Genomic DNA, 14,517 nt, shown 5'->3' with positions numbered 1-14,517 from the left:
GATGGTAGTGTGGGGTTTCCCCATGTGAGAGTAGGTCATCGTCAAGATTCAAACCCCAAAGCCCCTGTCTGCGATGCAGACAGGGGCTTTGTCTTTTCCAGGACGGCTCAGAACTGATAGCTGACGGTGGCCGTCACGTTTCGCTCTTCACCCATGTAGCAGTAGTTCAGGCTTGCGCAGGACGTGATGTAGCGCCGGTTAGTCAGGTTGTTGGCGTTCAACCTCACATCCACGCCCTTCAGCCCGACTTTGCCGAGGTCATAACCCAGCGAAGCATCCACCAGCGTGTAGGACGGCACCTTCATGCTGTTTTCCGCATCGACCCAGCTATATCCCACGTAACGTACACCCCCGCCCAGCCTCACACCATCGAGCACACCTTGGCGCATATTGTAGTCAGCCCACAGGGACACCATCTGCCTGGGCGCCTGGGTGGGTGAGTTACCTTTGTTGTCCAAGTTGCCGGCTACCAGGCTAGGCATCTGCTTGGTGTATTCGATATCGGTAAAGGTGTACCCGCCCAGCAGTTTCAGGCTGTCGGTCACTTGTACATGAGCTTCCAGTTCCAACCCCTGGGAGCGCACTTGGCCAACGGGGCGATAGAAATCCTCATTGGGCTGCTTGGATGCCAGGTTCTCCTGTTCAATATGGAACACCGAGGCCGTGAACAAGTTGTCGCTGCCCGGTGGCTGGTACTTGATACCGGCTTCCCACTGCGTGCCTTCGGTGGGTGCCAGCGGCTTGCCTTGTTGATCGGACACGGTGTTCGGGTTGAATGACTCCGAGTAGCTCAGGTAGGGCGCGATCCCGTTTTCGAACAGGTACAAAACACCTGCACGGGTAGTGAACTTGGTACGCGCATCATTGGCCTTGGTATCCCTGTCGCGATCACGCTCGGATACTTTTACCCAGTCCTGCCGCAGGCCGAGAGAAAACCGCCACTGATCCAGTTCCACCAGGTCCTGCAAATACACACCCGTCTGTTGCAAGCGCCGTTGATAGCGGTTCTCCCCTGCTACCTGCAGGTTGCCATTGCGATACTGGGGGTTGCCGGCATCCAGCGGGTCAACCGAGCCATAGCGCCATGCCACATCGGCCTTGCGACGCTGAAAATCGGTGCCCAGCAGGAAGGTATGCTTGGCGGCCCCGGTGAACACCTCTGCCTGCACCATGTTATCGATGATGTAGGAATGCAGGCGCTCGTCTCCGCCGGTGTAGGCCCTGTTCAGGACAGTGCCCTCGTTGCCTGCCCAACCGGCCGAATACACCTGGTCCATCGAGACATCGGAATCCTGGTAGCGGAAGTTCTGCCGTGCAGTGAATACGTCATTGAACCGGTGTTCGAACTGATAACTGAACGACTGCTGTGTGCGTTCGTAGTGATCGATGTTCGGTTCACCCTCGAAGAAGTGGTCCGACAAGCGCAAGCCGTTGCGCTTGTGCAGCATGCCATCTGCCGGGTTGCCGCCATGGTAGCCCCCGCTGGGGTCATGCTGAAGGTACGCCTGCAGGGTCAGCGAGGTGTCTTCCGTGAAGTCCATGCTCAGCGACGGTGCAAGTGCGTAGCGCTCTTCCTTGTTGTGATCGAACTGAGTGTCTGAACCGTCTGCCAGGCCTGTCAGGCGGTACGCAATGCGCTTGTCGTCATCCACAGGCCCGCTGAAGTCGAACCCCATGCCACGCTGCCCCTGAGTACCCACGGAGGCCTGAACCTGACGGTAGGGGCTGAACAGAGGCTTCTTGGTAGTCAACGCCACCAGGCCACCTGGCGAACTGCGGCCATACAGTACCGATGACGGGCCCTTCAGTATGTCGATGCGCTCAAGAAAATACGGGTCTACCTGCATGGTGCTGTAGGTGCCGTTGTCCCCCATGGACTTCAGGCCGTCTACGTAGATGTTATCCACCGAGCCATCGTTGAAGCCGCGCATGGCCACGTAGTCGTAGCGGTGGGTCGCCCCATAGGGGTTGGTTAGCACACCGGGTGTATAGCGCATGGCCTGGGCGACGGTCTGTGCCCCCTGGTCATCCATCTGCTGGCGGGTGACCACCGACACTGACTGAGAGGTTTCCACCAGCGGCATGCTGCTCTTGGTGGCAACCTGGCTATGCGTGGCGTTGTACCCCTCCATGCTGCCCAACGCATTACCCAGGGTGAAGCTGCGCACATCGGTGTCGGGCAACGCCAGTGCGGCTTCTTGCGGCTGTGCCTGCAAGACGTAATTGCGTGCGTTCTGGCTCAGGGCTACCAGCCCGCTTCCTGCCAGGAGGTGTCGCAAGGCTTGTTCAGTGCCGTACTGGCCTTGGAGGCCATTCGATTGCAAGCCGCGGGTAAGTTGCGGTGTGCTCGACAGGGTAATGCCAGCCTGCCTGGCGAACTGGTTGAGTGCCTCATCGAGTGGGCCGAGTGCGATCGCGTAGCTTTGGCTAACCACTGGCGTATCGTCGGCTACGGCCAGCAGAGGCGTGGTCGCTACGCCCAGGACGGTGCCGAACAAGGCTGCGCGTATGGCTCTACCCAGTATTGATTGCAGGACAGGTCGAAAATCATTCGCGTTGCAGGGCGGCGTGTACTTCATGGCGATAGGCATTTATGAGTCCGTGAATTGAATAGGGCAGAGGGCGCCTCAATGTCCTAGCCGGACCAGAATCAAAAATCCGCCATCTTCCAGAAGCGCTGCCTAACTCAGGCGCTCCACCCGTATCCACAAGCGCGTGAGCTCGCGCAGTTGTACTGGCAGCGTGCGGGGTAACAGCCGCACCAGTTGCTCAGGGTCATCGAGGCGGAAGACACCCGACAAGCGCATGTCTGCAATGTTGTCGCTGCAGGTCAGGTAGCCATGGCGGTAGCGGCTGACTTGCGCAAGAAAGTCGGCCAGACGCATGTCCCGAGTCACGATCAACCCCTCGGTCCAGGCCAGTGCATCCATGCTGGCAGGCTGCTCTCGCTGTACTCCGTCACGCGTTACCCGCCAGGCCTGGTCCGGCTCCAGCCATTGCCAGCCCCCCGTATCGGCTTGTTGGGCTGCCAGCCGGCCGTGGCTGAAGCTGGCATGGACGCAGTCACCCTCAAGGCGCAGCGCGACGCGGCTATCGAACGCCTGCAGCAGCGCGTCCTTGGTATATACGTGTACTGGGAACTGTGGGTGCAGGGTTTGCCGACAATCGAGCATCAGCTCGCCGCGCCTCAACTTCACCACCAGCTGCTGGCCATTGAACGCCACATCTACCGCACTGCGGGTGTTGAGCTGCAGGCGTGTACCGTCGGCAAGGGTGATGTGCCTACGCTCGCCCGTTGCGGTCGCGTAGTCCGATGACCATGGGCTGATAAGGTCCAGGTCTTTGGCCAGCCAGGCGGCCGAACCCACCATGGCAAACCCGCCCAACAGCTTCAAAGCCTGCCGGCGCTGAAGGCGTTTGTGACTGGTTTCCAAGGTGCGCAGTGCTATACCGGCAGCAGGGACCGCCCGCAGGTCCAGTTCCTGATCGAGATGGACAACCCGTTGCCAGGCCAACTCGTGGCTCGGGCAAGCATTGCGCCACTGCATGCAGCGCTGCTCAAAAGCAGGGTCATTGCCATGCTCGCGCAGCGCGACCCTCCACGTAATGGCTTGCCTTACCGTTTTTGCATCTGGAGGAGCACAGGTCATTGCACGTCGTAGCGCAACAGGTAGCAGTGATAGAGCGCGTCAGCGATATGACGCTCCACGGTACGCACGGAAAGCCCCATCCGCTGCGCAACCTCCTTGTGCTTGAGGCCCTCGCACTGGGCCAGCAGAAATGCTGTACGGACCTTGGGCTTGAGGCCATCGAGCATGACAGCAATGCGCTCGAGCAGCTCCAGCAGCAATTCCTGGGTTTCGACACTGGGCGCGTGAGCCTGCGGCAGATGTGCCAAAGCCTCCAGATAGGCCTTGTGCAATTCTTCTCGGCGCCAATGGTCGATCACCAGCCCGCGGGCAACAGTGCGCAAGAACGCTCTGGGTTTTTGCAGATGAAGGTGCTCACGTCGCTGCAACAGCCGCACGAAGGTGTCCTGCGCCAGGTCGGCAGCATCAGCCGCGCTCCCCAGGTGATGGCGCAGCCAGCCATACAACCAGCCGTGGTGGTCATGATAGAGGGCTTGGACAGGATCGTTGCTGGGCATTGTCGGCGGTGCCATAAAGGCTTTAATGATAACGAGTCTCATTGTTCCGCTGGTGGCCGCATTTTGCAACCTTGTCGGCCCATAGCAATGCTGCGATCACGCCTGGCGAAGCTTTTGGCTGTCCAGGTATCTGCGAATTGCAATTGCAGCGCCGTTGAGGTGGCGCTCCAGTACTGCGATAGCTTCGTTGACCCGCTTGGCGCTGGCGGCGTCTACCAGTGCCGTATGGTCGTCCTGCGTCAGTTTGCCCAGGCCCATGGAGGACAGGTGAAACCGCAGAAACCGTTCCTCCTGGTTCAGTTCGTTATCAATCAGGCGCAGCAGTTTCTGGTTCGGTGCGCGGCAATACAGCACCATGTGCAGCAGGCGGTTGAGGCGAGCGATCTCGGCATGCCGGGTTTCGTTCTCCAACTGCTGGATATAGCTGCGCGCATTAGCGATGTCCTGGCCTTCAAGCAGCGGGATGGACTGGCGCAAAGCCTCGCTCTCGAGCAGCACGCGCAAGGTATAGGCGTCTACCGCGTCTTCGCCGATCAGCGGCGCAACTACGGCACCCTTGTGCATCTGCACATTCAACAGCGCCTGCGCTTCCAACTGCCGCAGCGCCTCACGTACCGGCATGCGGCTGACGCCATAGAGGGTTGCAAGCTCCTGCTGCCGGATCGCGGTGCCGGGCGGCAAACGGCCGTCCAGAATGGCACTGCGCAGACGTTCCTCGATTATGCCACGGGCCAGGTGCGGCAACAGCTGTTCGCTGGTCAGCACATTGCTCAGTTTTATTTTCTCGGCCACAAAACGCCTGCCTTAACGTTCACAAAAAGTTGGATCCAATCAAGCTAGTTACGGCTTATGGGCATGTCAAACCTGCGGCTATCAGCGCACTGCCCCAAAGCGCGGCTATGGTGGAGTAAGTCGCCCTGCAAAGGAAGTAATGCAAATGAAGATGTAGGGCCAGAATGCAGCCTGGCTGACAGGCGGATGGATGATTTCGATGTGCCATTGTCTTTTGCGCTAACAGGCCGCACCATCGCAGCTTTCGACTGGCCGGGACAGGGCTTGGCTGTGGCGATCTCCCCGATGCTCAAAACCGTGCTGCACCGTATCGCCCTGGCTGCGTTGCTGGGCGGCATGCTGCTGGGCGGCCTGCACGCCGATTGGGACTTCGCACAGATCAGCCGCAAGTCCGAGGCCCTCTATGGCCCGCTCGGCGCCGGCAAAGCGCGTATCGATGCCTGGCAGAACCTGATGACGTCCCAGAAACAAGGCAGCGAGCTTGAGCGGCTGCAAGTGGTCAACCGGTTCTTCAACCAGCAACTGCGTTACGTTGAGGACATCGACCTGTGGGGTGAGGTCGATTACTGGGCTACCCCTGTTCAGGCCCTGATCAAGGGTGCCGGGGATTGTGAGGACTACGCAATCGCCAAGTATTTCAGCCTTCGGCGTATGGGCATTCCCAGCGAAAAGCTGCGCATCACCTACGTCAAGGCGCTGCGACAGAACCGCGCGCACATGGTACTGACTTACTATTCGACACCCCAGGCCCAGCCTCTGGTCCTGGACAGCCTCATGGACGCCATCAAGCCGGCTAGCCAGCGCCCAGACCTGCTGCCGGTCTACGCCTTCAACGGTGAAGGCTTGTGGCTCACCGGGGCTGCTGGTAACAAGAAGGTCGGCGATACCAAGCGGTTGTCGCGCTGGCAAGACCTGTTGAAGAAAATGCAGGCCGAAGGCTTCCCGGCCGAACCGGTTTACTGAAGGAGCACAAATGTCACTGTTCAAACAATTGCTGTTGGCTATTTGCCTGTTCCTGGTGGTCGCCTTCAGTGGCAGCTTCATGGTCAGCCTGGAAAGCTCGCGCAGCCAGTACGTCAACCAGCTGCGCTCGCATGCCCAGGATGCGGCCACCGCCCTGGCATTGTCGCTCACGCCCAACATCGACGACCCGGCCATGACCGAGTTGATGGTCAGCTCGATCTTCGACAGTGGCTACTATGCAAGCATCAAGGTCGTCGACCTGTCCTCCAACGCCGTGCTGGTGGAACGTCACGCCGAGCCGGACCCAGGTGGCGTGCCGCGCTGGTTTGTGCATTTGATAGGCCTGGAGGCTGCCGGCGGCGACGCCATCGTCAGCCGTGGCTGGCAACAGGCGGCCCGGGTGGAGGTAATAAGCCACCCGATGTTCGCCATTGCCAAACTCTGGCAAAGCGCCCTGGGCAGCCTGAGCTGGTTGCTGCTGTGCGGGGCTGCCAGTGCCGTGCTTGGCGCACTGCTGCTACGCCGTCAGTTGCGCCCGCTGGACTACATGGTCGAACAATCCCACGCCATTGCCCGCCGTGAATTCCTGAGCCTGCAAGAGCTGCCACGCACACCGGAGCTGCGCCGCGTGGTGCAGGCCATGAACCAGATGGTCGAGAAGCTCAAAGCCCTGTTCACCGAACAGGCCGAGCGCAGTGAGCGGCTGCGTGCCGAGTCCTATCAGGACACCCTCACCGGGCTGTCCAACCGCCGTTACTTCGAGATGCAACTGAACGCCCGGGTCAGCAACCTGGAGGAAGCCCGCGCAGGCTACCTGCTGTTGTTGCGTGTGCAAGGCCTGGCCGGGCTGAACGCGCGGTTGGGCGGGCAACGTACCGACCAGTTGCTGCAGGCTGTGGGCGAGCAGTTGCGGCGCACCTGTGGCAGCTACCCGGAAACCAACGACCTGATCTCCCGCAGCCGCGGGGGTGAGTTCGCGGTGTTGGCCCCAGGCATGGTGCATGAGGAGGCCATTCAGCTTGCCCAGGCCTTGGAAGCCACCTTGCAGAGCCTGCACGAAACCGGTGCCAGCGACATCAACCCCGTGGCCTGTATCGGCCTGGCGCCTTACACCCCCGGCGACGCACCGCAGGCGCTGCTCAAGCTCGCCGACGAAGCCTTGGCCCGCGCAGAAAACCAGCCAACCCCTGGCTGGGTGTGCCTGGAGCAAGGGGTAGCTGCTGTTGCCGCAGACAGCCAGCACGACTGGCATGAACGCCTCGACCAGGCGTTCAGTAATGGCCATTTCGATCTGTTCTTCCAGCCTGTGGTGGATTGCGCCACCGCGCAGCGAGTGCTTCATCACAAGGTGATATCGCGCCTGAAAGACCGTGAAGGCGAGGCCCTGCCGGCCGGCCGCTTCCTGCCCTGGCTCGAGCGCTTTGGCTGGATGCCGCGCCTGGACCTGCTGGTGCTGGAAAAAGTACTGGCCCACTTGCGTGGGCATGATCAGGTGCTGGCGCTGAACCTTTCCGCCGCCACCTTGGCCGACCCCAAGGCATTGCAGCGCATTTTCGAATTACTGGGCCACAACGCAGCCCTGGGCCCGCGCCTGGTGTTCGAGATTGGTGAAGAGCAGTTACCTGACCAGCCTGCCCTGGAACAGCTGACGCGGCGCCTGCACGGGCTGGGCTTCGGCCTGGCGCTGCAGCGCTTTGGCGGCCGCTTCAGCATGATCGGCAACCTGTCGCACCTGGGGCTGGCTTACCTGAAGATCGACGGCAGCTACATCCGCAATATCGATGAGGAGCAGCACAAGCGCCTGTTCATCGAGGCCATCCAGCGCGCTGCCCACAGCATCGACTTGCCGCTCATTGCCGAACGTGTGGAAACCGAAGGCGAGCGCCTCGTGCTATGCGAAATGGGGGTAGGGGGTATCCAGGGGCAACTGGTGGGGGAACCTGCACCCTGGCGATAAGTACAAGCCATTACGTGCATCAGCGGCCTTGCGCCGCATAAGGGCCGCAATGCGGCCCTTTGCACAGCCTGTCAGCGCTCGCGCAGCGCTTCCGAGCGGGCCTTCATGATGGGCTTGAGCAAGTAGCTCATGATGGTTTTCTTGCCGGTCATGATATCCACCGTTGCAATCATCCCGGGGATGATCAGCAGCGGTTTCTCGTCGGTGCCAAGGTGGCTGCGATCGGTGCGCAACCTGATCAGGTAGTAGGTGGTCTTCTTATCTTCATCGGTAATGGTGTCGGCGCTGATCTGTTCAAGCTTGGCCTTGAGCCCGCCGTAGATGGTGTAGTCATACGCGGTGAACTTGACGGTCGCTTCCTGGCCCGGGTGCAGGAAGGCAATGTCCTTGGGCAGGATCTTCGCTTCGATCACCAGCGTGTCGTCCAGCGGCACGACCTCGATGATATCGCTGCCCGGCTGGATCACACCGCCAATGGTGTTCACCAGCAATTGCTTGACGATACCGCGCACTGGCGAGGTGACCATGGTCCGGTGCACCCGGTCATCCAGCGCCTTGCTGGTGGCGGTGGCCTTGTTCAGCTCGGTACGCGCTTCGTTAAGCTGGGTAAGCGCTTCGCTGCGAAACTTGCCACGGGTTTCCTCGATCTTGCTCTGTACCTCGCGGATGGCCGCCTCGGCGCGGGGTATGGCCAGGGCGGTGGAATCCAGCTGGCCGCGGTTTTCCACTTCCGCCCGGCGCAGGCGCAGCACCTCTACCTGGGAGATCGCCCCGGTCGCCACCAAGGGCTCCGACATGCTGATTTCCTTGCGCAGCAGCTCAAGGCTGTTGGCGTACTGGGCACGCTTGGAGCTGTACTCGCGCAGCTCTTGCTGGCGCTGCACCAACTGCTGCTGCAGGCCGCCAATTTCGTCCTGCAACTGCTGGCGCCGGCTTTGATACAGCGACTCTTCACTGGCCGCTTGGCTCGGTGCGGCTTTGCGCAGTTCCTCGTCAATCTGCAGTGGCTTGTCGTCCACCTCAGCGCTCAGGCGCTGCACACGCAGGGCCATGGACAGGCGATCGGCCTCGGTTTCGCCCACGTTGGAGGCGAAGCGTGTTTCATCAAGGCGCAGCAAAGGCTGGCCAACTTCGACGATCTGGCCCTCCTTGGCAAAAATTTCCGCCACGATGCCGCCTTCCAGGTTCTGGATTTTCTGCACCTTGGAGGAGGGGATCGCCTTGCCCTCGCCGCGGGTTACTTCATCGATAGGCGCCACGCTGGCCCAGATGATCAAGAACACGAAGAACAGGATCACGCCCCATATGGTCAACCTGACGACCCGCGGGGCATCCTCGATGAGGGCCTTGTTGACCTCTGGAAGTGGCTGCCCACCGAGCGAGTCACTGCCCTTGAAGTAACGCCGCATGCCTTCCTTGATTTGCCCGAAATCCAGCTTACGCAACACTGATCTGCCCCTTCTTCAGCGCGTCCATGACCGCGGCTTTCGGGCCGTCGGCAACAATCTGCCCGCGATCGATCACGATCAGCCGATCCACGAGCGAAAGCAGTGATGCACGGTGAGTCACCAGCAGCACCGTCTTGCTTTCCACCACCGCCTGCAGGCGCTGTTTGAGGCGCTCCTCACCGGTGTTGTCCATGGCGCTGGTCGGTTCGTCCAGCAGCAGGATTTGCGGGTTCAACAGCAGCGCACGGCCAAGTGCCACGTTCTGCCGCTGGCCACCGGACAGGTTCTGCCCACGTTCGCCTACCTGCAGCTCATAGCCATCCGGGTGCAGCCGCGCGAACTCGTGCACGCCTGCCAGCTCGGCGGCTTGCAGGATCATCTCGTCGTCGATGTAGCGCGCGCCACTCACCAGGTTGTCGCGCAGGGTGCCTGCCAGCAGCTGGATATCCTGCGGCACATAGCCAATGTTGTGGCGCAGCTCGCTGACGTCGATCTGCCGGATGTCTACACCATCTACCAGCAGCGAGCCGCCATCAGCCTCGTAAAGGCCCACGATCAACTTGGCCAAAGAGCTCTTGCCTGAGCCGCTGCGGCCAATGATGCCGACCTTCTCGCCGGGCCGAATGGTCAGGTTGATGTTCTTCAGCGCCATGTTCTGCTGGTTGGGGTAGGTGAAGTCCACCCCGCGAAACTCGACGCTACCCTGCAGCACTCTGCGGCTGAGGGGCCGCTCTTCGAAGTTGCGCTCCTGTGGCAACTCCATCATGTGGTCGGTAGAAACCATGGTCACCTTGGCCTGCTGGTAACGTGCCAACAGGCCGTTCAGCTGGCCCAGCGGGCCCAGCGCGCGACCGCTGAGCATGTAGCAGGCCACCAGGCCGCCCATGCTCAGGTTGCCGTCGATGATCAGGTAGACGCCCACGCAGATCATCGCCACACCCGCCAGTTGCTGAATCAGCATGGTGATGTTCATGGCCAGGCTCGACAGCACCTTCACGCGCAGCTCCAGGCGGCTGAGGGTACCGAGGGTCTGTTCCCACATGTACTGGCGCTCGCTCTCGGCATTGTTGACCTTGACCGCATCCAGGCCGGCGAGGGTCTCGATCAGGCTTGACTGGCGCTCGGAGGCCAGTGCCATGGTCCGCTCCATGGTCGCCATCAAAGGGCGCTGCAAGGCATAGCCAATACTCAGCGCCAACGGGAAGGCGATGATCGGGATCCACACCAGATGGCCGCCGATGATGGCGATGACGATCAGGATCAGTACCGTGAAGGGCAGGTCGATCAGGCTGGTCAGTGTCAGCGATGCCAGGAAGTCGCGCAGGCCCTGAAACTCGTGGATGTTCTGGGCGAAACTACCGACCCTGGCAGGGCGATACTTCATCGACATGCCGACGATACGCTCGAACAGCGTGGCAGAGATGATCAGGTCGGTCTTCTTGCCGGCAAGGTCCAGGCACAACCCGCGCAGCCCTTTGAGGATCAGGTCGAACACATAAGCGCCCGCGATCCCGATCGCCAGCACCCACAGCGTTGAGGTCGCCTGGTTGGGGACCACCCGGTCATACACGTTCATCACGAACAGCGGAGCGGCCAGGGCGATCAAGTTGATCACCAGGCTGGCGGCGATGGCGTCAATGTACAGCCATTTGCTGCGCAGCAGAGTGTCGCGGAACCAGGACTTCGCACGCGGAATGAGGTTGCCGTGGTTGACGTCAAATTTGTGCTGCGGCTGGGCGAAGAACACCCGGCCACTGTAGTCATCCTGGAGTTTCTCGCGGCTGATGTGCACCTCGCCGCCATCGCTTTCGCTAAGCAGCAGCCGTGCAGTGTCTTCATTTTCCCAGCCAAGCAGAACCGCGCTTCGCCCGCCTTTGAGCAACAGCATGGCCGGCATGGCGATGCTCGGGATCTGCTCCAGCTTGCGCTGCAGCAGGCGCCCTTGCAGCCCAGCCCTGGCAGCCGCACGGGGCAGTAGTTCAGGGCTCAGCCGCTGCGCTGGCAACGGCAGGCCCGTGGTCAACATCACGCGGCTGGCTGGTTTTTGGTGCAACACACACAGGCTCAACAGACTATCCAGCAGGGGATCGTCGTGCTGGCTGCGTGGATCGTGGTTGAGTTCGACTCGACTGACTTCGGATTCCACGCGGCGCTCTCTTCATCCTTGTGGTGGGTAGGGGTGGGCGCGCTGCCTTGATGCTGCAGGCTGGCAACCCTGGCGTTCAGTGGTGTTGCGGCGTATCAGCGCCGGGCGATGTGCATCGCCGTGGCAAAATTTTGGCAATGGTCGCTTTGAATCCATTTTGAGTAAACAGCTGTCTCGTTCACTTTACTACCTGACGTCGGATGGCCCTGAAATGTTTCATTTCTGAACCACTCGCACTTCATTCGCAGGTGTCAGCATAGCTAGCAAAAGGCCATGGCGACATCGCTTGCGACCAGAATAGCTGATGCCATTTAACAGGCGCTGGTTTGCTGACGCCGTTTGGTAATCGATTAGTCAAAATTCATCTATTAAATGCAGCCTCTGTACCAGCCTGTATTCGATAATCATCACGCGCCTCAACCCCACCTGGACGTCCTTATATACGTGATTCCACTCTGCTCGTTTGATTTGCGGCAGCGTGTTTACGTGCCGACAAGTGGCGTCGGGCTGCAGTCCACGGGTGATGAATCGGCAAGCTTTGTGCTTGCCGTGCGTATATTGGGCCGGTGAATAAACGTAAATGACCTTATATTGACGCCTATGGTCTGATGGAACCCGACGGACGGTAAGCCGGTGGCTAATCCTCGGATTTCTAAGCCGCTAAACCCCCGTGTGGTGGGCGATGCAGCTGTTTTTTGTGACCCAAGGCAGTTGCCGTTGAGAAACGCTTGGCTAAGGTAAAATATCAATGTGACATTACCTAACCGATTGTTTAGGATGGCCATCATAAGGTCAATAGTTTGGCAGTTATGTAATCGCTGGCAGTTATAGACGAAATATTGACGTCAAAATGCGTCAAGTGAATATCGACATCATTCCAGATCAGGTGGCCACGATTGCCGCTCTGGCACGGAAGTACCCTACAGGGTCACACGGAGAGTCCAATGAGCAGCGTTGTAGCCATCGTCAAAAGTATTGTCGGCCAGGTTATTGCGGTATCCCCAGAAGGCATCCGGCGTGTACTGATCGAGGGGGATCGACTTCTGGCCGGCGAGCAGGTGCTCACTGGCGCTGGTGGTGCAGTAACGCTTGAGCTGGCAGATGGCCGACTGCTCGACCTGGGCCGCGACAGCCAGTGGAGTGCCGACACGCCTGATAGCAGCACCGACCTGGGCCAGGCCGCTGCGCAGGCCGCGCCTTCGGTAGCAGAGTTGCAACAAGCGATCGCTGCGGGTGTCGACCCCACTACCGACCTAGAAGCCACTGCGGCAGGCCCTACGGCAGCCGGTGGCGGTGCCGCGGGCGGTGGCCACAGCTTCGTCATGCTGGAAGAGACGGCAGGCACCGTTGACCCGACTGTTGGCTTCCCCACCGAGGGGCTTGGCTTCGCTGCTGGAGCCAATCGCCAGGATGTTGGTGGCGCGGACACCACGGCCAACAATCGTGCGACCACGCCCGGCACGACCGGGGATGTCGCCACTAACCTGGTGCTGGGCGCCACGCCTTCCATTACTGAAGCGGGCGGGGTGATTGTCTATACCGCCACCGTTGGCCAGGCTCCCAATAGCGACCTGGTGGTCACCCTGTCCAATGGTGCGGTCATCGTCATCCCTGCCGGGCAAACAACCGGCAGTGTCAATGTCGTGATCCCGCCGAATGACACGCCCTATGTCGATGGCGGTCAGATTTCTACGGTTGTGACCGGTACCACCGGCGGTGGCGGGTTGATTGTGACCTTGCCGCAAGACCCTGCGGTAACCCAGGTTACCGATACCATCGACACCACAACCGCGACGCTGACAGCCACCCCGTCGGTGACCGAGGGCGGTGTGATCACTTACACCGTGACGCTGAGCAACCCTGGCCAGACCCCGGTGACCGTGACTTTGTCCAACGGGCAGGTGATTACCGTTGAGGCTGGCAAAACCCAGGCTAGCGTGGATTTCCAGGCGCCGCCGAACGATGTTTACAACAACGGTTCGACCGTCAGCGTGAATATTACGGGTGCAACGGGTGGTAACTTCGAGCAACTCACGCCCAATACGAACCCGGCTGTTACCACGATCAACGATTCGATCGATACCACCACCGCGACGCTGACGGCGAACCCGTCGGTCACCGAAGGTGGTGTGATCACTTACACCGTGACGCTGACCAACCCTGCCCAGACGCCGGTCACTGTGACCCTGTCCAATGGTCAGGTCATCACTGTTGAAGCGGGTAAAACCCAAGGCAGCATCGACTTCCAGACGCCGGCCAATGACGTGTACAACAACGGCTCGACCGTTTCCGTCACGATTCAGAACGCTACAGGCGGCAACTTCGAGCAGCTGACTCCTAACCCAACCCCAGCGGTCACCACGATCAACGATTCGATCGATACCACCACCGCGACTCTGACGGCGAACCCGTCGGTCACTGAAGGTGGTGTGATCACTTACACCGTGACGCTGACCAACCCGGCTCAAACGCCGGTCACTGTGACCCTGTCCAACGGTCAGGTCATCACTGTTGAAGCGGGCAAGACTCAGGGCAGCATTGATTTCCAGACCCCGGCGAATGACGTGTACAACAACGGTTCGACCGTTAGCGTCACGATTGAAAATGCCACGGGCGGCAACTTCGAGCAGTTGACCCCGAACCCAACCCCAGCTGTTACCACGATCAATGATTCGATCGACACCACCACTGCGACCCTGGCAGCGAACCCGTCGGTGACCGAAGGTGGCGTGATCACTTACACCGTGACGCTGACCAACCCGGCTCAAACGCCGGTTACCGTGACCTTGTCCAATGGTCAGGTCATCACTGTTGAGGCGGGTAAAACTCAGGGCAGCATCGATTTCCAAACTCCGGCCAATGACGTCTATAACAACGGTTCGACCGTTAGTGTCACGATCCAGAACGCTACGGGCGGCAACTTCGAACAGCTGACTCCTAACCCGACTCCAGCGGTTACGACGATCAATGATTCGATCGATACCACCACCGCGACTCTGACGGCGAACCCATCGGTCACCGAAGGCGGTGTCATCACTTACACCGTGACACTGACCAACCCGGC

The 14,517-nt window shown here is 60.2% G+C and carries 9 protein-coding genes; 3 read left to right on the top strand and 6 right to left on the bottom strand.

Translation table 11 applies throughout. The features are described 5' to 3' along the window. Positions 1–107 precede the first annotated feature (107 nt). The 4 genes from IAE38_RS22705 to IAE38_RS22690 form a co-directional block, all read right to left on the bottom strand. Positions 108–2,579 carry a TonB-dependent siderophore receptor gene (locus tag IAE38_RS22705; protein WP_442968328.1) on the bottom strand — a complete coding sequence of 824 codons (2,472 nt, stop codon included), beginning with the start codon at positions 2,577–2,579 and terminating at the stop codon, positions 108–110. A gap of 102 nt (positions 2,580–2,681) precedes the next feature. Beyond that, positions 2,682–3,650, bottom strand: coding sequence for a FecR domain-containing protein (locus tag IAE38_RS22700; protein ID WP_201219406.1), 969 nt, complete (start codon positions 3,648–3,650; stop codon positions 2,682–2,684). Next, complete coding sequence (locus tag IAE38_RS22695) at positions 3,647–4,147, bottom strand: sigma-70 family RNA polymerase sigma factor (RefSeq protein WP_201165591.1); 501 nt, start codon at positions 4,145–4,147, stop codon at positions 3,647–3,649. The genes IAE38_RS22700 and IAE38_RS22695 overlap by 4 nt, the downstream gene beginning before the upstream one ends. A gap of 96 nt (positions 4,148–4,243) precedes the next feature. Further along, positions 4,244–4,939, bottom strand: a complete 696-nt coding sequence (locus IAE38_RS22690; RefSeq protein WP_201219405.1) for a GntR family transcriptional regulator — start codon at positions 4,937–4,939, stop codon at positions 4,244–4,246. Between the two features lie 201 nt (positions 4,940–5,140). On the opposite strand from IAE38_RS22690, the gene lapG reads away from it, so the two are divergent. Together lapG and lapD are read left to right on the top strand one after the other, a co-directional pair. Continuing rightward, on the top strand, positions 5,141–5,902 hold the full coding sequence (gene lapG / locus IAE38_RS22685) for a cysteine protease LapG (RefSeq protein WP_201219408.1): 762 nt from the start codon (positions 5,141–5,143) through the stop codon (positions 5,900–5,902). A 10-nt stretch (positions 5,903–5,912) separates the two neighbouring features. After that, positions 5,913–7,859, top strand: coding sequence for a cyclic di-GMP receptor LapD (gene lapD, locus IAE38_RS22680; RefSeq protein WP_201219403.1), 1,947 nt, complete (start codon positions 5,913–5,915; stop codon positions 7,857–7,859). A 71-nt stretch (positions 7,860–7,930) separates the two neighbouring features. On the opposite strand, the gene IAE38_RS22675 is transcribed toward lapD, so the two are convergent. Then, positions 7,931–9,268 carry an HlyD family type I secretion periplasmic adaptor subunit gene (locus tag IAE38_RS22675; protein WP_174435898.1) on the bottom strand — a complete coding sequence of 446 codons (1,338 nt, stop codon included), beginning with the start codon at positions 9,266–9,268 and terminating at the stop codon, positions 7,931–7,933. Positions 9,269–9,296: 28 nt separating this feature from the next. Continuing rightward, positions 9,297–11,453, bottom strand: coding sequence for a type I secretion system permease/ATPase (locus IAE38_RS22670; protein ID WP_201165585.1), 2,157 nt, complete (start codon positions 11,451–11,453; stop codon positions 9,297–9,299). A gap of 944 nt (positions 11,454–12,397) precedes the next feature. Between IAE38_RS22670 and IAE38_RS22665 the strand changes: the two genes are divergently transcribed. After that, positions 12,398–14,517 (top strand): retention module-containing protein (locus IAE38_RS22665; protein WP_201219401.1); only part of this gene is annotated, 2,120 nt, incomplete at its 3' end.

The organism is Pseudomonas sp. S32 (assembly GCF_016648095.1).
Taxonomy (GTDB): domain Bacteria; phylum Pseudomonadota; class Gammaproteobacteria; order Pseudomonadales; family Pseudomonadaceae; genus Aquipseudomonas; species Aquipseudomonas parafulva.
This window is presented reverse-complemented; position numbering and strand designations above follow the sequence as displayed.